Here is a 22055-nt window from a genome sequence, read left to right on the forward strand (position 1 = left end):
ATCGTCCAAAGAGACGAATCTAATAAGGAAAAACAAATGACTCAGAACACGCGTCTGTTTAAAAAGACTCTCCTAGCAGTAACGGTAGCTTTTGCCTCAGGTCAATCGATGGCAGCGGGTTTCCAAATCAACGCTCAATCAGCAACTGGCATCGGCCGTGCATTTGCTGGTGATGCAGTAATCGCAGATAACGCCGCGGTAATGGCTCGTAACCCAGCAGCAATGGCTCTATTTGATAAAATGGAACTTTCGTTAGGCTTCGAAAGCATTACTTCAATGATTGAAGTGAAAGATGCGAAATATAACGTTAATACTCCTTTGGGCTCCAGTACTGTAAGTGTTGCTGATACTGATGATGTGGGTGATACGTCAATAGCTCCAAACATTCACCTAATCGTTCCAGTAAATGACAAGTTTGCATGGGGCGTAAACGCATACTCTAATTTCGGCACTAAAACTGAATTTTCAGATAACTACACCGCAACCGAGTACGGTGGTCTTACGGATGTAAAAAGCTTCAACTTTGGATTGGCGGGTTCTTACCGTTTAAACGAACAATGGAGCTTTGGTGCTGGTTTAGATTTAATCTACGGCCAAGGCACAATGAAGCGTACAACTAGCTCTTCAGTCCCAGGGGTTGGCGGTCAAAAAATTCTGGACGTAGATAAAGCTGATGGTTGGGCTGTTGGTTTTAACGTTGGTACTGTGTACGAACTAGATGAAAACAACCGTTTTGGTCTAGCGTATCGTTACAGCCCTGAATTTACGGCGAAAGACGACAAAGGTCAGGAAATCACGCTACCTCTACCAGATATGGCCGAGTTTTCTGGTTTCCACAAAATCCAAGACACTAAGTTTGCTGTACACTACAGCATCCAATACATCGGTTGGAAAGATTTCGACCAAATTGATTTTGAGAACCTAAATCAGGGTTTACTTAAAGGTGGTTACTCGAAAGACTATCAATGGCAAGATGGCTGGCACTACGCAATTGGTGGTACTTACTACCTAAACAACAACTGGACACTTCGTGCTGGTTACATGTACGACACAAGCGCTCAAGATAAAGTAACGTCTATCTCGGTACCAGACTCTGATCGCCAGTGGTTCTCCACAGGTTTCTCTTACCATATTGATAATAGCTCAAACATCGATTTTGGCTTCACGTACTTGTTAGGTGAAGATGTAAAAGTTAATGAGAATACTCAATTATCTCCTGTTCTTTCTACCGGTGTAACAGCAACAACTCATGCTGATGCAATTCTATTCGGCTTACAATACAGCCGTAGCTTCTAAACGCTTCGCTGTTAGTTAGTAGAAAAATACTTTATATAAAAGGCTGGATTTCCAGCCTTTTTTCATATCTGCGATTTATTGCCCACTCAATTTGAGTGAACACGTGTATCTAAATCTCACAATTAGGACGCACAGCTGTTCGCTGAATTCCGTTTACAAGCCTTTCACAGTTAGATTATTAAACCGCACAAATAACATTTAAAAGCATAATATTCCAAATGACCACTTACGCTGGATTTTCATTTCTAAAGTAAAAACTCTACCTTTAAACTTTTGTCCCACGTTATAAACAAATCAGCGAACATTCGAATGAAAACCAACAAGACTCTTCTATCAACAGCAGTGGCATTAAGCCTACTTGGCGCAACGGGCATGGCTAACGCAGCAGGTTTCCAACTTGCTGAATATTCTGCAACAGGCCTAGGTCGAGCATATGCTGGTGAAGCTGCAATGGCTGACAACGCAAGTGCACAATGGCGTAACCCAGCAATGCTAACTTATTTGGAAGGCACTCAAGTGTCCGTTGGTGCAATCTATGTGAACCCAAATATTGATATTGAAGGTGATGTAAACTTCCACGGTAGCACTTCTTCTGCATCTTCAGATGACTTCGCACATGATGCAATCATTCCAAACTTCTACCTATCACACCAATATAATGAGAAATTCGCGATTGGTTTGGCATTTGGCACCAACTACGGCATGGAAACCGATTTAGGTAAAGGCTTTGGTGCCTCGCACTTCGGTAACGAAGCAAGCGTAACGACAATGGAAGCGAACTTGAACGCAGCTTACAAAGTCAATGAATCAATCAGCGTTGGTGGTGGTATCCGTTACATCATCGGCGAAGGCAGCTTTGGCGCAGCAGCTCCTAAGAATAACGTTGTAGGGTTAAATCCTGAAACTAATCAACCAATCAGTGTTCCTCAAGGTACTGCTCTAAAATACATGGAAGGTGACGATACCGCTTGGGGCTGGCAAGTTGGTACAGCATGGCAGATCAATGAAAATAACCGTATCGGCTTCGCGTACAAATCTGAAGTTGAACTAAAGCTTGAAGGCCATGCTGAAGGTCTTGGTTTTGGCTTCGGTACTTCTGAACGCGACAACGGCTACATGTATCTAAACCTGCCTGCAACGGCTGAATTGGCAAGCTTCCACCAAGTAACAGACCAACTTGCGTTACACGCAAGCGTTAACTGGACGGATTGGAGCTCTTTCGAGAAATTGGAAGCACGTCTAAATACTGCTGGCACGCATATGGTTAAAGTAGAAAACTGGGAAGACAACTATCGCTTTGCTGTTGGTGCTACTTACCAGCTTGATCCTAAGCTAGCGCTACGCACTGGTATTGCATACGATACTTCAGCGGTAAGCGACAAAAACCGCACGATTACTATTCCAGAAACTGACCGTACTTGGCTAAGTATTGGCGCAACGTACGATTGGACGAAAGACTTCAGCCTAGACGCTGGCTTCACCTATATTTTTGCGAAAGACGCACCAATCGTTGAGTCTCGTGGTTACAAGTCAGACGACACTGCAGAACAAGTCGGCGGCCAATTCGTAGGCGAAACTACGGGTAATGTTTGGCTAATCGGTGTTCAAGCAAACTACCGTTTCTAACCAAGCTGCAAAATACAAAAAAGGCTTAGCATCAGCTAAGCCTTTTTTCATTTCTCTATTGTGAAGAACAACGCTTAAAAGTCTTCTAGATATTCATCTAAATACTCTTCTTCTTCGATGTTAACTTCTTCTACCGTTTCAACTTCTGCTTTAAAGTTTTGACGCTGGATATAAACATCGCGAGTTAGAATATATGGATCCGGCGACGAGTCTAGCTGCGCTTCTTGCGGTACTAATAAAGCACGCTTCTCCATTCCTTCAAACGCCCACTTACCCAAACTCGCCCAGAAGTTGAGATAAGAGAGGGGTAAATACGTACTATCTACGGTATCTGTCACTTCACGTAAGGTATACGGACCATAACCTGGAACCATGAAGTAAGGACCATTTCCAACACCATAGTGGCCTACTGCATCACTGAACGCTTTCTCGTCGTACTTCGTAATACCCGCGGCACTTGCAATATCGAATAAACCGAAAATACCGAACGTCGAGTTAATCCAAAAACGGTTAAAGTGGTCCACGGCTTTCGTACCATTACCCATGATTAAGTTATTAACCATGCTTGCTGGCTCATCTAAGTTCGATAAGAAGTTAGCAATACCAGAACGAATAGGAACTGGCGTGTATTCTACATACGCAAGTGATACAGGACGAACCAAATACGGATCTAAATATTCGTAGTTGAGTTCCCACATGGTTCGGTTAAAGCCTTCCAACGGGTCATACACATCAGAAGTCGTTTGATTTGTTTCTTGTCCTGTTACTGCTTCATCAGGCGCACTTGAACAGCCAACCAGTCCAACGGCTAACAGCAACAAGAAGGTAGATTTACCCTTGTTATACATTTTATTTTCCATAACGACTATTAATGTACCTAAGTCACCCCGATTAACCATAGTACGTATGTTGAGCAGGATACATAGTAAAGATGACTCAGATATGGGAATAAATAAAGGCCAGCAATCGCTGGCCTTCGGTATTCTACTCGATCGTTTAGAGTCATACCACTAAAGGCAACTGACTCTACCTCGTTGTCATGTTTCAGAGACAGATGTTAACAATTAATACTGCTGATCAATGGTCACTTCTACTGGTGCGCCAAATTCAACGACGTCACTTTCTCCGTGCCAATCTTGATCACGCGTTGCTACGTTACCGTCAGAATCTACACGCACACGGACGATTAGCTTATCGAGTGAAGATAACTTTTGCCCTTGCATCATGGCATTGCCATCATCTAATACGACTGTGCGAGGGAAAGTACCTAGCGGATAACGAGCAGCAGCCACAGGCATTGGGGAGCCATCTGAACGATGTACTGACACAATCAGAACTGCGTTTGGATCCAACTGAGCATTTGGTGCCACATCAATTGTCACAGCTACACTCTTATCCTGTGAAACCGCTTCGCCCATTTGCTTACGAGCACTCTCAATACTGCGTGACAACATCTCGTAGCGGCTATCTTCTGGACCAATCATTTGCTGCATGATTCCCCAGTACTTGATGGCAGCCGGGAAGTCTTGACGCTCAAACGCATCAAACGCTAACAAAGAAAACACACGCAGATCGACATAGTCTTGCTGCATCAGCTTGCCGAGTAATGAGCGAGCCGTCGCTTGATCCATTTCCTCTTGAGACAGCATCAGAGCTTGTGCATAACCCAACATCACATCTGGGTCTTTTGGCTCTAGGCGGTACGATTTTTCCATCGCATCGATAGCTGTGGTGACATCACGATTTGCTAACGCAATACGACCTAGCAGTAACCAACCTGTCGAGTCTTCCGGCTGGTAATGTAAGCGAGTTCGAAGGGCAAGGGTCAAATCCGCCATTTCATCGTCACTCAGCGGCTCAGAAGAAGCCGACATCAGCTTTTTCGATAACTCAGGTAGATTTGCAGACACTTCTTGCCATTGAACAATATCGTCTGACGCGCCAAATTTATAATACAAACCATAGCTCAGCACCACCGTCAGAATTACCGATGGAACTAAAACTGCGATTGGAGAAACCTTGGTTTCTTTTTGCGCTCTATCACCAGGGATATCGTCAAGCAGTGATTGCTTTAGATCAGAAATCAGTTCGTCTTCACTTTCAACCAGACCTTCATCAGTTTCTTCTGCAAGCTCAGATAGTCGGTCTTTATAAAATGCCTTGTTGAGCTCATCGCGTAACACATCATCATTGTTCGCTTTTTGTTTAAGCAGCGGCAAAGCCACCAGCGCACAAGCAATAAGCGTGAGAACAACGGTGGAAATCCAAAATAGTGTCATTACTTCTTATCTCCGTTGTTCTCTTCTTCAAGCAATGCTTTTAAACGAGCTTCTTTTTGCTCATCCCATTGCTCGTCACTGCTCGCTTTTGCCTTAACTTTAGATTTACGGCTACGCAGCACAATCAAACCAAAACCACCCAGTACTACAGCGAGTGGCCCTAGCCACAAAATCGCAGTCGCGACCGTAAATGGTGGGTTGTAAGTCACGAAGTTACCGTAACGGGCGATCATGTAATCAACAATCTCATCTTTGGACTTACCTTCTTTGGTCATTTCATACACCTTATGGCGTAAGTCCTGAGCAAGTTCAGCGTTAGAATCCGAGATCGTGTTGTTCTGACATTTAGGGCAACGGAGCGTATGGCTTAACTCTTTGAACTGCTGTTCTTGTTCCAAATTATCAAACTCGTACACTTCAATGGCCGCATGAGCAGCAAGAGATAATGTCATCGCAGCAAAAACGGCAAGAATTAGCTTTCTCATTGCTTCGCCTCCTCAACCAATTTGTTGTAAAGCGGCTCCAGTGTTTCTGACCAATTACGTGGGTTTACATCCCCTACATGGCGATAGCGAATCACACCATTTGCATCAATAATGAATGTTTCTGGAGCACCATAAACGCCAAGGTCAAGGCCAAGCATACCACTGCCATCAAATAGGCTGATCAAGTACGGGTTGCCGAGATCATTCAGCCAACCTATTGCTTTATTACGATCATCTTTGTAATTCATACCGATGATCTTAACGCCCTTACCCGCCAATTCGTTTAGGTATTTATGCTCTGCATAACACGTTGGGCACCACGTTGCCCAAACGTTCAAGAGCAACGGTTCACCTTTAAAAATTGATTGGTCGTACTGTTTTCCAGGCTCAGCCAGGTCTTCTAAATGAAATTCAGGAACTGGCTTGCCAACCAAAACCGACTCCAATTTAGTTGGATCATCGCCCTCTTGGTTACGCATTAATTGGGTTGCGAAAATGCCCGCTAGAATCATGAAAGCGACAAGCGGAATAAATAAGATTTTCTTATTCATGTTATGCCTCCTGCTCTTTTGACTTCGCATTTTTCTTCGGCGATTTACGGAAGCGGTAGCGTTTATCAGAAATCGCTAGTGCGCCGCCTAATGCCATAATCAAAGAGCCAGCCCAAATCCAACGAACGAACGGTTTATAGTAAATACGAACAGCCCAAGATCGGTTGTCGTCTAAACGTTCACCCATTGCAATGTATAGGTCGCGGCTAATACCACGGTCAATGGCTGCTTCAGTCATCATAGACTTAGCCGTACGGTAGAAGCGCTTCTCTGCGTGAAGCGTATTCACGTATTTGCCATCGTGTGTGATCTCAAAGTCTGCGATGTAGCCATCGTAGTTTGGACCATCTTTATCACGCAAGCCTGAGAAGTAGAAATCATAGCCTTGAATTTGGAAGTGTTCACCAGGTGCTAAACGTACATCACGCTCGATGCTGTAGTTCTGTACCATCGCAATACCGATAACAGATACCGCCAGACCAACATGACCCAACATCATTGCCCAGTGGCTACGTTGCAGCTTGCGAACACCTTCACTAAAGCTATGACGGTGCGTTGCTCGCTCGTACAGTTCAAAGCCATGCATCGCAATAATCCAAATCGCCATCACCCAACCAATGTAAGCCATGGTTGAGAAGAAATCGGCAAACAGGTACACGCATAGCGCGGCCAAGGCGAAAGCAAGCACACCTGAAACGAGCATTGGCTTCACAAGTTTAGATAAATTGTCTCGCTTCCAACGAATAAGAGGGCCAATACCAAGCAGGAAAGCAAATGGCATCATTAACCACGCAAATAGCATGTCAAAGAATGGCGCACCGATAGAGACCGACCCCAAACCAAGCTGCTTGTGTACGAGCGGCAACAGTGTCCCCACTAACACCACAACAAGAGCGGCGATAAGTAATACATTGTTGGCTAAGAGCGCATTTTCACGTGAGACTAAGTCGAAGTTACCTCGTACACGCACTGCTGCCCCTTTTACGGCAAACAGCAATAAAGAGCCGCCGATAACGAAAACGAGGAAGCCTAGAATAAACATACCGCGCGACGGGTCAGACGCGAACGCGTGCACCGATACTAAAATACCGGAACGGACTAAGAAGGTGCCCAACAAACTCAACGAAAATGCAGAGATTGCCAATAGTACCGTCCACGCTTTAAATGTGCCGCGTTTTTCTGTGACGGCAAGAGAGTGCATTAATGCGGTACCCGCTAACCAAGGCATGAATGATGCGTTTTCTACTGGGTCCCAGAACCACCAGCCACCCCAGCCAAGTTCGTAGTAAGCCCACCAAGAACCTAGTGCGATACCAAGTGTTAAAAATACCCATGCTGCGGTTGTCCAAGGACGAGACCAACGAGCCCAAGCCGTATCAAGGCGTCCGGTCATTAGGGATGCGATCGCAAAAGAGAACGCAACCGAGAAACCAACATAGCCCATGTAAAGCATTGGCGGGTGAACAATCAAACCAGGATCTTGAAGCAGAGGGTTCAAGTCACGTCCGTCAACCGGGAAGAACGGTAACGTACGTAGGAATGGGTTCGACGTTAGGATGATAAACAGTAGGAAACCCACTGAGATCATGCCCATAACAGCAAGTACACGTGCAACCGACTCTTGCGGCATACCACGACTAAACGTCGCTACTGCGACAGTCCAAGCAGCTTGGATTAACACCCATAGCAACAGTGAACCTTCGTGTGCACCCCATACTGCGGTTAAACGGTAGTACCAAGGAAGCTGACTATTCGAGTTGCTCGCTACATACTGTAACGTGAAGTCGTTGGTATAAAATCCCCAACATAAAATGGCGAAAGAGAACAACAGCATCAGGAACATAGACCAAGATAGCGGTCGCGCTGTGTTCATGAGCATGGTGTTATTATTCGATGCTCCCCACAATGGCAATACGCTCAACAGCACTGCCATTGCAAGCGAAAGAATGAGAGCAAAGTGACCGATTTCAGCAATCATTGGCCGCTTCCTTGTTTCTGTTCGGTGCTGTATTGAAGCGGTTCATGCGTTTTCTTCATCGCTTCTGCAATTTCTGGTGGCATGTATTCTTCATCGTGCTTCGCTAGGACCTCAAATGCCTCAACTGTCGTGGCATCTTTCAGTACACCTTGAGCAACAATACCCTGCCCTTCACGGAACAAGTCAGGAAGAATACCGTCATAGGTAATCGTCACTTTCGGACCGACATCGTGCAGGTCAAAACTCACTTTCAAAGAATTAGGATCTCGACGAACTGAGCCCACAACCACCATTCCACCGATACGCAGACGCTGGCCTACTTCTGGCTTGGTGCCATCTGGCTTACCATTAACCAATTCCGTTGGAGTATAGAAAAGGTCCATATTTTGGTTAAGCGCATAAAGTATCAAACCAATGGTGGCACTAATACCGATAAAGATCGCTAGTACAATACCTAGCCTCTTTTTACGTCTCGGGTTCATAAGGTGTTCTCCATGTTCTTCGCTGCGTCGATACGAGCTTGACGGTCAATTTTTGCTTTCACTTCTTTCAATAATGCATCACCGCGGCGAAGGCTAGTGATCAGAAGAATCAGCATGGATAAGAAAGTAATACCAAACGCACTCCATACGTATGATGCATAGCCACCCATGGCAAAAAAGTCGCTCAGAGATTCAAAATGCATAATCAGTTACCTCACTGAGTTTGTTCTGTTGCGAGTTTGCGCACCCAGGGGCGGTGACTTTCTTTACTGATGATTTCGTTACGAAAACGGACCATCGTCACGGCACCAAAGAAGAACGCAAAGCCAAAGATGTTCAGCAATAACGGCCAAAGCATGTCGGATGAAATGGAAGGTTGCTCAAATTTCGTGATCGTCGCACCTTGATGAAGCGTGTTCCACCATTCCACGGAAAAGTGAATGATAGGTAGGTTTACTACGCCTACGATCGCTAAGATACCAGCGGCTTTTGCGGCGGTTTTTTGATCGTCAAACGCATGGTAAAGCGCAATCACACCAAGGTAGAGAAATAGAAGAATCAATTCAGATGTAAGACGGGCATCCCATACCCACCAAGTGCCCCACATAGGCTTGCCCCAAACAGCACCTGTAAGTAGAGCAATAAAAGTAAATACTGCACCAATCGGAGCCATCGCAAGTGCCGCCATATCAGATAGGCGAACTTGCCATACTAGGCCAATAAATGCAGCAATCGCCATCGACATATAAACGCCCATAGACCAAATAGCTGATGGGACATGAATGTAGATAATTCGGAAACTGTCACCTTGTTGGTAATCTGAAGGCGCAAATGCAAGCCCCCAAACCGTACCAACCGATAAGCATACGAGGGCCAATACAGAAAACCAAGGCAGAAACTTACCACTCAAACGATAAGCTGCTTCTGGCTTGGCATAAGGATGTAGCCATTTCCACATGTTTTGTTCTCACTCTTACTTCAGGGACACTGTCTAAAGGGTTGAGACCGTAGCAGTGCTTTAATAATAATTCTTTGATCAAGCGCCACTTCATTGGCACTTTATTGAGTTAGTTGACACTAACTCGTAATGCGGCACTGATGGCAAAAGGCGTTAATGTCATCGCCCCCATTAGCATCGCACCTAAAATCGCTAGTTGACCGTTATACGCCATACCGAGTGCGGCAGCATCAATTGCCGATGTTGCGAAAATCAAAATTGGGATGTAGAGCGGAAGAATAAGCAAACTCAAAAGAACGCCACCCTTTTGCAACCCAACAGTCAACGCCACACCAATGGCGCCAATAAAACTTAGTGTTGGTGTACCGATCATCAAGGTTAATACAACCGATAGCCAAGTATTGAAGTCGAGCGAAAGTAAAACCGCCAATAATGGGCTAATTAAAATCAGAGGTAACCCTGTTAACAACCAATGTGCTATGACCTTTGAAACCACTACAAGTTGCAATGGAATCGGCATTAGCATCATTTGTTCTAGTGCACCGTCTTGAAAATCATCACGAAATAGACGCTCTAATGATAATAAGGCGGACAGCAATGCGGCAACCCAAACGATGCCCGCTGCAATACGTGCTAACAAATTAGGTTCTGGTCCAATACTCAGAGGAAAGAGAGTAATGACAATAATAAAGAACCACAGCGGGTTCAGAATGTCTGCCTGACGGCGAAATGCGATTAGGAGCTCACGACGAATGATGGTGGTCATCGAGGAAATCATATCAGTCACCCAGCTTTATTTTTCTAAGTTTCGGGCTGTCCGCAAACATATCTTGATGCGTCGTCAACACAACAATACCGCCATTATCAGCATGACTTGCGAACAAAGATTCAAGCACCTTGACACCTTGCTTATCAATGGCAGTCAACGGCTCATCTAAGATCCATAAAATTTGCTTACTGAGCCATAACCTTGCCAATGCGACTCGTCGTTGCTGACCTGCGGAAAGTTGTGCTACAGGCACATCTTCTCGACCAGCTAATCCTACTTGAGTCAAAGCGATAAAGATTTCTTCGTCTGAAGAGCGATTATTTTGAATAGATTGATAAAAACGTAAGTTTTCTAATGCGGTAAGCTCTCGTTTCACTCCTGTTTGATGTCCTAAGAAAAGCAGATCTTGATGGAAAACATCACGAGATTTTTCAACCTCTTCGCCTTTCCATTTAATGACACCTTCTTCTCTATCACCTAACCCTGTCACAATCCGTAGCAATGTAGTTTTACCAGTACCATTACGCCCTTCGATCTGGACCAATTCACCAGGCTTAATTTCAAACTGCAGGTTTTCAAACAGAACCCTTTCATCACGGATTGCTGTCAGGTTAGACACTTCTAACATAGAGCTTCAACTAAAAAATGAACGAGCCGCTATATTAGCACAGCTTAGTTATGACAAAACAGGATAAGAGGGCTAGGTTACATGTAAGTTCATGTATTTTTGTTAATTAATCATCACACTTTAATAAAATTAACTATAAGTAGTTATAAGCGCTCATTTTGAATTTGAGAGGCCAGAGCTAAGAGCAAGATCGACTGAAGGTTATCTAGGGTTGTATTTAAGAAGAGCATTAGCGGCTAAAAACAAAAAAGAGGCGTAATAACGCCTCTTTTTTATCGCTTGATAACCTTTAGCGTCGACGACGTCCACGCGCTGGATATTCTGCGTCATCTGATGGCTGACCACTTAATGGTGGAATCTTCTCTTTCCCTGCCAGTTTCTTCTGCAGTGAAAGCATCAACTCAGCTTCGGCTTTTGGTAGTTCGCACTCTTCAATCAGCTCGTTGATATCAGCGCCAAGCTGTACCATTTTAGAAGCGCGACTGTACAAGCGACCATCAGTATCAGCGTGTTCGAGTTCGCGAATTCTCTCGTTTAAGTGCTGAATAATGTCTTGTTGCTCGGTCACTTTTTGTCCAAGACCAACAACAACCGAGCGCACTTCGAGTAACTGCTTACTCAACTTTTGCACTTCTTTATCTGCGTGTCGAGATTGAGCTCGTTGTTGATCTAACTGCTTTTGTAACCCCGAGCGAATCCGCAGTTGCAAAACAACCAATACCAACACGATAAAAGCGACGCCACCCGCAAGGAATGGGGCAGATAAAAGAGTCTCTTCAGCCATCATCATTCAGCCATTAAAGGTGAGCCATCTCGTCCCACTCGTCATCTGTTAGCAGCTTGTTCAAATCCACAAGGATAAGAAGCTTGCCGTCACGGTTGCTCACACCCTGGATGAACTTCGCACTCTCGTCGGTACCAACTGAAGGCGTCGTATCAATTTCAGAAGAACGCAGATAAACGACTTCTGCCACGCTATCTACTAAGATACCAATCACTTGACGCTCAGACTCGATCACAATAATACGAGTGTTGTCGGTGACTTCGCCTTCCATCAGGCCAAAACGTGAACGTGTATCGATAACAGTAACTACATTACCGCGTAGGTTGATGATACCAAGTACATAATCTGGTGCACCTGGAACAGGGGCAATTTCAGTATAACGAAGTACTTCACGAACTTGCATTACGTTGATGCCGTACGTTTCTTCTTCTAGCTGGAACGTCACCCACTGAAGAACTTCGTCATTCGATGCATCTTTCTTCACTTCTACTTCAAAAGCTTGAGACATAGTTAATCCTCGTTAATGTCGTTCCCGACTTAAATCTAATTCAGTGATTTGACATCTAAACCGGCGTTTAGCATGTCAATGAGCGCCTGGACATGAATTAAGGCACACATTTTTTCTTTTACCATGCCCGCTAGCCAAGGGCGTTTACCCGCCTGCTCACGCCAGCGAACCTTGTCGATATTAAGCGTTTCAGTCCCCATTAATTGGTTACTGGCCAACCCCCACATGCTCTCACCAAGCATGACGACATATTGGTAGTTATCTTTATAGCTATCATCACGAAGCTTATCTGCCATCACCCATTTCGCGGTATCGACGACATCAAACTGCTGCTCGCGATTTGTTTGTAGCCCCAAATACCAGGCGGGTTTTCCTATCAAATGGTTAAGCTCGCTAATGCGATGAATACCACCTAATTCATCAAGAGGTACAGCAAACGTGACACCATTCACATCAAAGTAAAGAACTTGGAAGTCCTCACTTCGCTTCGTGCTTTCCCAGACCGTTGGTATATCGGAATCTGCTTGTGTTTCGAGTTCAGTATCGACGTTCGATTCTATATTGATACTTTGTTCGATCACTGCGTGAGGTTCATCCACCTCTGGTTGCGCTTCCTCAAAAACTGGCTCATCAATCACCCAGTCCTGTATTTCCTCAACACCCTGAAGCTCAGGCACCTCACTAAAGGTTTGTACCTCAGGCTCAGCCGCTTTTATCTCTGCGGCAATATCAATCGTATTTTGTTCAAGAATACTATCAATATCCAACTCAGCCACTGGGTTGCTTGCTTCAAGCTGACTTAATAGCCTTTGAACATCTTCCAGGTTTGGAGCTTCCAACTCTGGCGGATATGTTTCTTGAAACTGGTACGTTTCTGGCTCCGAGTATTGTAGCTGTAATTCTGGCTCTGGCTCTGGCTCTGGCTCTGGCTCTGGCTCTGGCTCTGGCTCTGGCTCTGGCTCTGCAGATGATACCTCTTGAGCCAACAGGTCAAGGTCTTCCTCAAGAGTCGTTATTTCAGTTTCATCATCCAGTAATGCATTAAAGTAGTCATCAAGTGCTTGTTCACTGGACAGCACATCATTACTGCTCATCGAACGCCAACCTCTCCAGGTAAATCAGTAGCTGTTTATAGGCAAACACACCACGGCTACCAGATGCAAAGTGCGAAGCTGGCAAGTGCTTTAAACTGGCATCGCGGAACTTGGTATCTATAGGCACCGCTGAGGTCCACACTTGATTTGGGTAATCTTTTTTCAGTTGCATCAATGTCTGCAATGACGCTTTCGTGCGCTTATCGTACATGGTTGGGACGATAGTCACTTTGAAACCGCCCGGGCGAGATTTTTGCATAATGGTTAGCGTACGCATCATGCGCTCTAGACCTTTCATCGCCAAAAACTCTGTTTGAACAGGAATCAAAATTCGGTCACTGGCTGCCAACGCGTTCACCATCATCACGCCAAGGATTGGCGGACAATCAATCAACACATAGTCATAGTCTTGTGAGACAGTTTGCAGCGCCCGTTTTAAGATTAATCCCATACCACTGCGATTACCCATTACGCGATCAAGCGTGGCAAGGGACATATGCGCGGGAATGATATCCATTCCTTCCAGCTCTGTTTCTAAAATCAACGGCTTAACCGTCTCACGAGAAAAGGTCTTCAACTGGAATAAATCAAATAGGCTCGAAGTTACTGCATCAGGATCATAACCGAGATAAGTAGTCAGTGAGGCGTGAGGATCAGTATCAACCATCAATACTCGATGGCCTTTCTGGCTCAATAAGCCCGCCAATGTCACTGTTGAGGTGGTTTTACCCACGCCTCCTTTCTGGTTAGCTACACTCCAAACAATCATGATGAATCCTAAGCTAGGCCAACTTCCACCAACATGCGTTCAGCAATGCGGTCAAGCGGTAAATCTTCTGAAGAAATGCCTGCTTTAGCAACCGCTTGGGGCATGCCATAAACAACACAACTTTCTTCATCTTGTGCCCAAATAGTTGAGCCTGAAGACTTCAACATGCGAGCGCCCTCACGACCGTCTGCACCCATGCCTGTCAACACTAAAGAGAGCACTTTGTCGCCATATACTTTTGCGGCAGAACCAAAAGTCACATCCACACATGGTTTGTAGTTCATGCGGTCGCCGCCATCAATAATGCGAAGACGAGCAGCGCCCGCTCGTCCATCCACCATCATTTGTTTCCCACCTGGTGCAAGGTATGCCACACCGGGCTGTAACACATCGCCATCTTGTGCTTCTTTCACTTGAATCTTACACAAGGTGTTCAAACGACTGGCAAACGCAGCAGTAAACGTTGCTGGCATGTGTTGAATCAATACAATCGGATGCGGATAGTTCATCGGCAAACGCGTCAGAATTTTTTGTAGAGCAACGGGGCCACCTGTTGATGTGCCAATTGCCGTCAGTTGATACTTCTTACCAGAAGCACGGTACTTTGTCGCAGCAGGTCGAGTTGGTGTTGGAGTCACAGGTGAAGCCGTTCTTGAACCTAATGATCGAGTAGTCGTGCTGGTACTCGCTGTTGGGCGAGCGATAGGTCGACGCATGAAAGCGCGCTTCGAGGCAATCTGAATCACACGCTGTTGAAGTAATGACACCGCTTCTTCACGGTTACGCGCAATGTCCTCAAACTTTTTCGGTAAGAAGTCCAATGCGCCCGCATCTAGCGCATCAAGCGTAGCTTTCGCCCCGTCGTGGGTCAGGGACGAAAACATTAGAATTGGCGTTGGAGCAGCGGCCATTATTTCACGTACAGCTGTAATGCCATCCATCACTGGCATTTCAATATCCATCGTGATGACGTCAGGTTTGAGAGATTTGGCTTTCTCAACCGCCTCTCTACCATTTACCGCAACGTCAATCACTTCTAGGCGCGATTCTGAGTTGATGATTTCGCTCACGCGACGTCGGAAAAAACTCGAATCATCAACGACTAGTACTTTAATCGCCATCTTATTCCTTTTAATAACGTCAGCTTTGCTTAAAGGCGTGAAGCCGCAGCATATCGCTTAAGTAAATCAGGCACATCTAGAATTAATGCAATATGGCCATCGCTAGTAATTGTCGCACCAGCCATACCTGGAGTGCCCTGTAATAGATTATCGAGTGGCTTAATAACCACTTCTTCTTGACCAATAAGCGTATCCACAACAAAACCAACGCGTTGGTTACCAATCTGTACAATCACCACGTGACCGTGACCTGTACGCTCTTGGACGTTTTGCGATTTAGATGCTAACCAGTTTTGTAAGTAAAATAGTGGGATAGATTTCTCTCGCACAATGATCGTCAGCTGACCATCTACCACGTTTGTACGGCTAAGATCTAAGTGGAAAATTTCACTCACCGAAGCCAGTGGTAGAGCAAACGGATGACCGCCAACACCAACCATCAGAGTCGGTAAAATCGCTAACGTTAGTGGTACTTTGATCGTAATCTTAGTGCCCTTGCCTAGCTCAGAATCGATATCGATTGAACCGTTTAAGGTATTGATCGCCGTCTTAACCACGTCCATACCCACACCACGACCAGAGATGTCAGAAATTTTATCTTTACTTGAGAAACCAGGTGCGAAGATAAGGTTGAAGCACTCTTTGTCTGTTAAACGCGCCGCCGCATCTTCATCCATCATGCCACGCTTCACCGCGATGCCACGAAGTTTGTTCGGGTCCATACCGCCACCATCATCTACGATGGATAGTTCAATATGGTCCCCTTCTTGCGATGCTGACAAAATCACTTTACCTGTGCGTGATTTGCCTGCCTTCGCGCGTGCGTCTGGCATTTCAATACCGTGATCAACTGAGTTACGCACCAAGTGAATCAACGGATCGGCCAATGCTTCTACAAGGTTTTTATCGAGATCGGTTTCTTCACCGCGCATTTCTAGCACGATGTCTTTATTTAGGTTACGAGCCAAGTCACGGACAACGCGTGGGAAACGGCCAAACACTTTCTTAATTGGCTGCATACGCGTTTTCATTACCGCGCCTTGTAGATCCGCAGTTACCACATCAAGGTTAGCGACCGCTTTGGACATCTCTTCGTTGTCGCTATTCAAACCAAGGCTTAGTAGACGGTTACGCACCAATACGAGCTCACCCACCATGTTCATGATGGTATCAAGCGTCGAGGTATCAACACGAACGGTTGCTTCAGCCTGAGGTTTTTTAACCGCTGGTGCTTTGGCTTCTTCTTTTACCGCGACTGGTTTAGATTCTGGCTTTGGTGCTGGCGCTGCTTGAACAGGTGCTGGCTTAGCAACAGGCTCAGGTTTCGCAGGGCTTTGCTCTACGTTTGCTGAAGCAGGCTTCGTTGCCATGTCCAATTCTTCTAGCGTTGGGCCTTTACCTGAACCATGTAGCTCATCGAGTAACTTTTCGAACTCTTCGTCCGTCATTAAGTCACTGTCTTGATTTGATGAAGATGCCACTGGAGCGGAAGGCTCTGCCGCTTTAGGTGGCTCTACTGGTACGGATGCAGATGCAGATGCAGCAGCCTCTGCCGTAGAAGGGCTTTTTCCTACACCGTGCAGTTCATCGAGTAAGCGTTCAAACTCATCATCAGTGATATCACCACTTTCAACTGATGGTGCACTCGATTGAGGCGGTTCAGATGGCGTTGTAGGTGTCGCAGACATTGAGTTGCCTGGCGCTGAACCTTTACCATGAAGCTCATCAAGTAGCTTTTCGAATTCGTCTTGGGTAATTTCATCAACAGAGCCGACACTTGATGGTGCTGACGGCGCAGCAGGTTCTTCGATGATAGGCTCGGGAATAATAGGCTCTGGAGTAGCCACTGGTTCTTCAACTACGGTTGCCGCTACTTCATCTTCTGACTCAGGTTTGCATAGACGATGAAGTTCTTCAAGAAGCTCAGGGTCCGCAGCTTCTAACGGCTCACGATCTTGAACAGCCTGGAACTGGGTATTAACCGTATCCAAGGCTTTTAGCATCGTATCCATTAAGTTTTGCGTTACCGTGCGTTGACCGTTTCGTAAAACGTCGAACACGTTCTCCGCACCATGACAAGTATCGACTAGCTCTGCCAATGAAAGGAAGCCGGCACCGCCTTTTACGGTATGAAACCCGCGGAAAATAGCATTAAGTAAGTCTTTGTCTTCTGGGTTATTTTCCAATTCAACCAACTGCTCAGAAAGCAGCTCGAGAATTTCCCCAGCCTCAATGAGAAAGTCCTGAAGAATATCTTCGTCTAAATCGTAGCTCATACGTTACCTTTAAAATCCAAGACTGGACAACAAGTCATCGACTTCGTCCTGCGATGAAACCGCATCTTCTCTCAGTTCTGGATGAAGAATCGGGCCTTCGGCTTCGCTTGTTTGTGTATTCTTTTTATCTGCCGGTTCTGACAAAACTTGAATATGTTCTTCAAGTTTATTTCCAGAGAATACGGTTAGGATTTCCACTAAGCGGCCTTCAACTTCATTAACCAACGTAATTACGCGGCGAATGATTTGGCCAGTTAGGTCTTGGAAGTCTTGCGCCATGAGAATTTCGGTCAATTGGCCGCGCAATTCAGTGCTGTCACCTTCGACTTGCACTAATAGCCCGTCGATTCGGTGACACAGTGCTTTAAATTCGCTTAATTCTATGCGCCCGTGCATGAGTTCATTCCATTGAGGACGAACTTTTAGAAGGCAATCATGCAGGTTATCAGCGATAGGAAGGCAGCAGTCGACCGCATCCATTGTTTTGTTGGCTGCAAGCTCTGTCTTCTCGATCACATAATTGAGACGATCCCTAGCGTTAGGGATTTCGTCTTTCGCAATTTCGGTCATGCGCTGATCGAGACTGAACTGCTTGAGTGATTCGTGAAGGTCTCGAGTTAACGCTCCAATTTCTTGCAGCATTGGGTTATCGGCACCTTCGTAGATCGAGGCAACAAGCATATTGGCTTGGTCTTGTTCCCCGTTTTCTAGCATTTGAACGAGTGACTTCGCCTGCTCTAGTGAGATCATTCTGAATAGACCCTTTTACGTTTAGTTCTTCTTATCACTTTGAAAACGCTAAACGAGTCATTTAATAGGTATTTAATAATTGGTATGAATGACTCGAATAACAAAGAGAAAGAGAGAGTTATAAACGCTCGAAAATTTTATCTAATTTTTCTTTTAATGTTGCAGCAGTAAATGGCTTAACAATGTAGCCGTTTACACCTGCTTGAGCAGCTTCAATGATCTGCTCACGCTTCGCTTCAGCCGTGATCATTAGAACTGGCAGATGCTTAAGTTCTGCATCCGCGCGGATGTGTTTAAGCAAATCGATGCCTTGCATACCTGGCATGTTCCAGTCAGTTACAACAAAATCGAAGTCACCTTTTTTCAGCATTGGTAATGCGGTTAAACCATCGTCCGCTTCTTGAGTGTTATTGAAACCCAAGTCACGAAGCAGGTTTTTAACAATACGGCGCATTGTTGAGAAATCATCAACAATAAGGATCTTCATGTTTTTATTCAAAATTGCCTCCACTGAATCGTAAAATCAGTGTTTTTAGTCATTTTGTGTCCACGCACTGAGCTTGGTACGTAAACGTTGCATCGCTTGACTCAGTATTTGACTTACGCGAGATTCGCTTACGCCTAACACATCGCCAATTTCTTTCAAATTGAGTTCTTCATCATAATAAAGCGAAAGAACCAAAGCTTCACGCTCTGGAAGCTGTTTTATTGATTCAACCAGTGCTTTTCGAAATGATTCATCAACTACCCCTTTGAATGGGTTGCTGTCATCGGTTTCATCCGCCGGTGAAATCACATCATCAGAAACGCCTAAATCTTCAATACCGACTAATTTTGAGCAGTTGATATCGGTAAGAGCACTATGATATTGATCCAGTGTCATACCGAGATGCGTGGCTACTTCAGAATCAGTAGGATCTCGATTTAATTCGCCTTCCAGCTCCGCAATCGCTTGGTTAATCTCTCGATTATTTTTATGAACAGAACGCGGTACCCAATCGCCTTTACGCATGTCATCTAACATTGCGCCACGAATACGGATACCTGCATAAGTTTCAAAGCTCGCACCTTTAGAACCATCATAATTCTGCTGAGCTTCGATAAGACCGATCATGCCGGCCTGAATTAAATCCTCTACCTGAACACTCGGCGGTAAACGGCCTAGTAGGTGGTGAGCAATGCGCTTAACCAACACTGAATAACGTTCAATGAACGCCTGCTGGCTATTAAATTTGCCATGTTGGTCATAGGTTATCGCTTTATTCACCAAAAGGGTCCTCTGCGAATTCGGTACGATTTAGCAACCTTTCCACAAAAAATTCCAAGTGTCCACTTGGTGTTTTCGGTAGTGGCCACGTCAACGCTTTGTTTGCTAGTGAGCTGATAGCTAAAGCAGCAGGCGAGCGTGGGAACGCATCAACGACAATTTTTTGTCTTTTTACAGCCTGTCGTACTTTATCATCTAATGGAATACATGCTACGAGTTCAAGGCTAACATTCAAGAATCGCTCTGTGACTAGTGTCAACTTTGCAAACAATTCTCGCCCTTCACGGTAGCTTCTGACCATATTTGCTACAACTTTAAAGCGTTGAACTTGGTGTTCTTTACTCAACAGCTTGATTAATGCATAGGCATCTGTGATTGACGTCGGTTCATCACACACAACTACAACCACATCTTGAGCTGCTCGCGAAAAACTGATTACCATGTCAGAGATACCAGCAGCGGTATCAATCAGCAGGACATCCATTTCGTCTTCAAGACTACCAAATGCTCGGATGAGTCCGGCATGCTGAGCGTGAGAAAGCTCTGTCATGCTCTGTGTGCCAGAAGTTGCAGGAATTATCTTTATACCATAAGGCCCTTCGACAATCGCATCTTTTAGCTCACATTCACCCGCTAAGACATGTCCTAGATTACGTTTTGCACGAATTCCGAGCATCACGTCCACATTGGCCAGACCTAAATCAGCGTCGAGAACCATCACCTTCTTGCCTTGGCGAGCCATACAAATCGCCAGACCCAGTGTTACGTTTGATTTCCCCACACCACCTTTGCCGCCAGTAACAGCAATCACTTTGGTCAACGATGGTTGTGTTAAGCGACGGAGGCCGCTTGCTTGATCGTGTATCATATTCTCAGTCATAGTAGTCCGCCGCCTTAGAGTCCTTCACTGTCACTGTTCCAAAAGTGAGGTTCGTTCTCTGTCGACTTCTCTAACAGTTCATTTGCTTTCGCAAGCATATATTTTGGTTGCGCTATCACAATGTCTTCTGGTACGCGCTGACCATTAGCGATGTAAGCTACTGGCATTGCGTTTTGAATCACTACACTGATGAATTCGCCTAGGCTTAATGACTCATCAAGCTTCGTCATAATACAACCCGAAAGTGGTATACGTCGGAAGTGATCCAGCGTTTCTTGTAGAACACGACGTTGTGCGGTAGCCGGCAAAACAAGGTAGCTGTGAATCACTTCCCCGCTCTCTTGCATTAGAGTGTCGAGCTGCTCGGAAAGCCTCACATCTCGTTGCCCCATCCCTGCCGTATCGACCAAAATCAGTCTTCTGTTTCTTAGCTGATATATAACATCGGCTAACTCGTTAGAATCTTTAGCAACTCTTACGGGACAACCCATGATTCTTCCATAAATTGAGAGCTGCTCATGTGCACCTATGCGATATGTATCTGTTGTCACAAGGGCTACATTGTCGGCACCGTATTCCATGGCTGCGCGTGCTGCGAGTTTCGCTACGGTCGTTGTTTTCCCAACCCCCGTCGGACCCAACAATGCGACTACGCCACCACGTTTTAAAATGTCCTGTTTAGGAATATTGATTTGATCCGCCACCAGCGACAATAACGCTTTCCACGCTCGCGCTGGCTTTGTATCTTCCGGAATATAACAGGCCATCTGGTCTGCTAACTCCGGAGAAACGCCCATTCGCTCTAAGCGCTTAATCAGCATTGCTCTTAGCGGCTCACGGCGTTCTACTTCTTGCCACATCAGGCCAGAAACTTGGTGCTCCAACAGGCGACGAATTGACGTCATCTCTTCGCGCATGCTTTCTAGCTCATCGGCCGATTCGTCACGCTCATCACTTGGGCGACGTCGGTCATAGCGCGTCGGGTCCAGCTTGGGCGTCGGACGTTCAAATCGATTGTCCTGTGCGATTAGCTTCGCCAAAGGTGAATCTGGTTGATATGGCGCTGGCTTTTCTTGGTTGTAGCCGTCGCGATGCTTATTTTGGCGTTGCAGCAAAGCAGAGAGCGAATCTTCATTTTCCGCTACATGGTCGTCAGCATCTGCTGCACCACCGCTATATTGCTTAAGCATATTAGCGAATCGCTGCGTCATTGAGCCTGTTTTTTCATTGTTACTGTTATTACTGTTCAGGCTAATTTTATCTTCATCTAAATGACGATCTTGGTAACGATCAGCAGAAGACGATGACATTTGACGATGTTCGTTATAGCGATTCGATTGAGAAGCACCGCGATTTTGCTGTGACGCTGCGCTTGCTTGAGACGGATTAGATTCACTATCTATCGCCGCAACAATCGCTACTCCACCAGCCACTTTCTTGTTTGACATGATCACCGCTTCCGCGCCTAACTCCTCTTTCACTTGGAGCAGCGCCGTTCTCATGTCTTTGGCAAAAAATCGCTTTATTTTCAAACTATGAATCCATTAATGATGC

23 protein-coding genes are annotated in these 22055 nt (G+C 45.5%); 2 read left to right on the top strand and 21 right to left on the bottom strand.

The features are described 5' to 3' along the window. The first annotated feature begins 36 nt into the window (after positions 1–36). Positions 37–1296 (top strand): outer membrane protein transport protein, encoded by a 1260-nt coding sequence (locus R7R78_RS07605; protein ID WP_154205112.1) that lies wholly within the window; start codon positions 37–39, stop codon positions 1294–1296. Between the two features lie 309 nt (positions 1297–1605). Continuing rightward, the gene (locus tag R7R78_RS07610; RefSeq protein ID WP_054576273.1) at positions 1606–2922 is read left to right on the top strand and encodes an outer membrane protein transport protein; all 1317 of its coding nucleotides are present in this window, start codon (positions 1606–1608) and stop codon (positions 2920–2922) included. Between the two features lie 74 nt (positions 2923–2996). Here the strand turns inward: R7R78_RS07610 and R7R78_RS07615 are convergent, their stop codons facing one another. From R7R78_RS07615 to flhF, 21 genes are all read right to left on the bottom strand, one after another. After that, entirely contained in the window at positions 2997–3770 is a 774-nt protein-coding gene (locus R7R78_RS07615; protein WP_005380523.1) for a VacJ family lipoprotein, read from the bottom strand. Positions 3771–3986: 216 nt separating this feature from the next. Further along, positions 3987–5201, bottom strand: coding sequence for a c-type cytochrome biogenesis protein CcmI (gene ccmI / locus R7R78_RS07620; RefSeq protein ID WP_025767178.1), 1215 nt, complete (start codon positions 5199–5201; stop codon positions 3987–3989). Beyond that, positions 5201–5686, bottom strand: coding sequence for a cytochrome c-type biogenesis protein (locus tag R7R78_RS07625; protein WP_005380519.1), 486 nt, complete (start codon positions 5684–5686; stop codon positions 5201–5203). The genes ccmI and R7R78_RS07625 overlap by 1 nt, the downstream gene beginning before the upstream one ends. Next, complete coding sequence (locus R7R78_RS07630) at positions 5683–6237, bottom strand: DsbE family thiol:disulfide interchange protein (RefSeq protein WP_005380518.1); 555 nt, start codon at positions 6235–6237, stop codon at positions 5683–5685. Before R7R78_RS07630 ends, R7R78_RS07625 begins: the two co-directional genes overlap by 4 nt. Position 6238: 1 nt before the next feature. Then, positions 6239–8215 (bottom strand): heme lyase CcmF/NrfE family subunit, encoded by a 1977-nt coding sequence (locus R7R78_RS07635; protein WP_017635943.1) that lies wholly within the window; start codon positions 8213–8215, stop codon positions 6239–6241. Further along, the gene (gene ccmE, locus R7R78_RS07640) at positions 8212–8697 is read right to left on the bottom strand and encodes a cytochrome c maturation protein CcmE (RefSeq protein ID WP_005380516.1); all 486 of its coding nucleotides are present in this window, start codon (positions 8695–8697) and stop codon (positions 8212–8214) included. The genes R7R78_RS07635 and ccmE overlap by 4 nt, the downstream gene beginning before the upstream one ends. Continuing rightward, positions 8694–8900: a heme exporter protein CcmD gene (gene ccmD, locus R7R78_RS07645; protein WP_005380515.1), complete on the bottom strand. Its 207-nt coding sequence runs from the start codon at positions 8898–8900 to the stop codon at positions 8694–8696. Before ccmD ends, ccmE begins: the two co-directional genes overlap by 4 nt. Positions 8901–8911: 11 nt before the next feature. Next, positions 8912–9655 (bottom strand): heme ABC transporter permease, encoded by a 744-nt coding sequence (locus R7R78_RS07650; protein ID WP_005380513.1) that lies wholly within the window; start codon positions 9653–9655, stop codon positions 8912–8914. 109 nt (positions 9656–9764) lie between these two features. After that, positions 9765–10433, bottom strand: coding sequence for a heme exporter protein CcmB (gene ccmB, locus R7R78_RS07655; RefSeq protein ID WP_005380512.1), 669 nt, complete (start codon positions 10431–10433; stop codon positions 9765–9767). 1 nt (position 10434) lies between these two features. Further along, the gene (gene ccmA, locus R7R78_RS07660; protein ID WP_005380511.1) at positions 10435–11052 is read right to left on the bottom strand and encodes a cytochrome c biogenesis heme-transporting ATPase CcmA; all 618 of its coding nucleotides are present in this window, start codon (positions 11050–11052) and stop codon (positions 10435–10437) included. 289 nt (positions 11053–11341) lie between these two features. Beyond that, entirely contained in the window at positions 11342–11836 is a 495-nt protein-coding gene (locus R7R78_RS07665; protein ID WP_025998721.1) for a DUF2802 domain-containing protein, read from the bottom strand. Positions 11837–11849: 13 nt separating this feature from the next. Beyond that, positions 11850–12344, bottom strand: a complete 495-nt coding sequence (locus R7R78_RS07670) for a chemotaxis protein CheW (RefSeq protein ID WP_005380507.1) — start codon at positions 12342–12344, stop codon at positions 11850–11852. A 35-nt stretch (positions 12345–12379) separates the two neighbouring features. After that, a complete protein-coding gene (locus R7R78_RS07675; protein WP_053349547.1) occupies positions 12380–13438 on the bottom strand; it encodes a chemotaxis protein CheW in 1059 nt (352 codons plus the stop codon). Beyond that, positions 13428–14207, bottom strand: a complete 780-nt coding sequence (locus R7R78_RS07680; protein ID WP_005380505.1) for a ParA family protein — start codon at positions 14205–14207, stop codon at positions 13428–13430. Before R7R78_RS07680 ends, R7R78_RS07675 begins: the two co-directional genes overlap by 11 nt. An 8-nt stretch (positions 14208–14215) precedes the next feature. Further along, positions 14216–15328, bottom strand: a complete 1113-nt coding sequence (locus R7R78_RS07685) for a protein-glutamate methylesterase/protein-glutamine glutaminase (protein ID WP_005380504.1) — start codon at positions 15326–15328, stop codon at positions 14216–14218. Between the two features lie 29 nt (positions 15329–15357). After that, positions 15358–17604: a chemotaxis protein CheA gene (locus tag R7R78_RS07690; protein ID WP_225473387.1), complete on the bottom strand. Its 2247-nt coding sequence runs from the start codon at positions 17602–17604 to the stop codon at positions 15358–15360. 9 nt (positions 17605–17613) lie between these two features. Further along, the gene (locus R7R78_RS07695) at positions 17614–18354 is read right to left on the bottom strand and encodes a protein phosphatase CheZ (protein WP_005380502.1); all 741 of its coding nucleotides are present in this window, start codon (positions 18352–18354) and stop codon (positions 17614–17616) included. A gap of 118 nt (positions 18355–18472) precedes the next feature. After that, positions 18473–18841: a chemotaxis response regulator CheY gene (gene cheY / locus R7R78_RS07700; protein ID WP_017635949.1), complete on the bottom strand. Its 369-nt coding sequence runs from the start codon at positions 18839–18841 to the stop codon at positions 18473–18475. 45 nt (positions 18842–18886) lie between these two features. Beyond that, complete coding sequence (locus R7R78_RS07705; protein WP_005380499.1) at positions 18887–19621, bottom strand: RNA polymerase sigma factor FliA; 735 nt, start codon at positions 19619–19621, stop codon at positions 18887–18889. After that, on the bottom strand, positions 19614–20501 hold the full coding sequence (locus R7R78_RS07710; RefSeq protein WP_005380498.1) for a MinD/ParA family protein: 888 nt from the start codon (positions 20499–20501) through the stop codon (positions 19614–19616). Before R7R78_RS07710 ends, R7R78_RS07705 begins: the two co-directional genes overlap by 8 nt. A 14-nt stretch (positions 20502–20515) precedes the next feature. After that, positions 20516–22033: a flagellar biosynthesis protein FlhF gene (flhF, locus tag R7R78_RS07715; protein ID WP_033907111.1), complete on the bottom strand. Its 1518-nt coding sequence runs from the start codon at positions 22031–22033 to the stop codon at positions 20516–20518. Between the last annotated feature and the right edge of the window lie 22 nt (positions 22034–22055).

Source organism: Vibrio sp. 2134-1, from assembly GCF_033339495.1.

Bases quoted from the DNA above. Each gene is read 5' to 3' on its own strand.
- R7R78_RS07605 (WP_154205112.1), top strand. From the start codon at position 37: ATGACTCAGAACACGCGTCTGTTTAAAAAGACTCTCCTAGCAGTAACG.
- R7R78_RS07610 (WP_054576273.1), top strand. From the start codon at position 1,606: ATGAAAACCAACAAGACTCTTCTATCAACAGCAGTGGCATTAAGCCTA.
- R7R78_RS07615 (WP_005380523.1), bottom strand. From the start codon at position 3,770: ATGTATAACAAGGGTAAATCTACCTTCTTGTTGCTGTTAGCCGTTGGA.
- ccmI (WP_025767178.1), bottom strand. From the start codon at position 5,201: ATGACACTATTTTGGATTTCCACCGTTGTTCTCACGCTTATTGCTTGT.
- R7R78_RS07625 (WP_005380519.1), bottom strand. From the start codon at position 5,686: ATGAGAAAGCTAATTCTTGCCGTTTTTGCTGCGATGACATTATCTCTT.
- R7R78_RS07630 (WP_005380518.1), bottom strand. From the start codon at position 6,237: ATGAATAAGAAAATCTTATTTATTCCGCTTGTCGCTTTCATGATTCTA.
- R7R78_RS07635 (WP_017635943.1), bottom strand. From the start codon at position 8,215: ATGATTGCTGAAATCGGTCACTTTGCTCTCATTCTTTCGCTTGCAATG.
- ccmE (WP_005380516.1), bottom strand. From the start codon at position 8,697: ATGAACCCGAGACGTAAAAAGAGGCTAGGTATTGTACTAGCGATCTTT.
- ccmD (WP_005380515.1), bottom strand. From the start codon at position 8,900: ATGCATTTTGAATCTCTGAGCGACTTTTTTGCCATGGGTGGCTATGCA.
- R7R78_RS07650 (WP_005380513.1), bottom strand. From the start codon at position 9,655: ATGTGGAAATGGCTACATCCTTATGCCAAGCCAGAAGCAGCTTATCGT.
- ccmB (WP_005380512.1), bottom strand. From the start codon at position 10,433: ATGATTTCCTCGATGACCACCATCATTCGTCGTGAGCTCCTAATCGCA.
- ccmA (WP_005380511.1), bottom strand. From the start codon at position 11,052: ATGTTAGAAGTGTCTAACCTGACAGCAATCCGTGATGAAAGGGTTCTG.
- R7R78_RS07665 (WP_025998721.1), bottom strand. From the start codon at position 11,836: ATGGCTGAAGAGACTCTTTTATCTGCCCCATTCCTTGCGGGTGGCGTC.
- R7R78_RS07670 (WP_005380507.1), bottom strand. From the start codon at position 12,344: ATGTCTCAAGCTTTTGAAGTAGAAGTGAAGAAAGATGCATCGAATGAC.
- R7R78_RS07675 (WP_053349547.1), bottom strand. From the start codon at position 13,438: ATGAGCAGTAATGATGTGCTGTCCAGTGAACAAGCACTTGATGACTAC.
- R7R78_RS07680 (WP_005380505.1), bottom strand. From the start codon at position 14,207: ATGATTGTTTGGAGTGTAGCTAACCAGAAAGGAGGCGTGGGTAAAACC.
- R7R78_RS07685 (WP_005380504.1), bottom strand. From the start codon at position 15,328: ATGGCGATTAAAGTACTAGTCGTTGATGATTCGAGTTTTTTCCGACGT.
- R7R78_RS07690 (WP_225473387.1), bottom strand. From the start codon at position 17,604: ATGAGCTACGATTTAGACGAAGATATTCTTCAGGACTTTCTCATTGAG.
- R7R78_RS07695 (WP_005380502.1), bottom strand. From the start codon at position 18,354: ATGATCTCACTAGAGCAGGCGAAGTCACTCGTTCAAATGCTAGAAAAC.
- cheY (WP_017635949.1), bottom strand. From the start codon at position 18,841: ATGAAGATCCTTATTGTTGATGATTTCTCAACAATGCGCCGTATTGTT.
- R7R78_RS07710 (WP_005380498.1), bottom strand. From the start codon at position 20,501: ATGACTGAGAATATGATACACGATCAAGCAAGCGGCCTCCGTCGCTTA.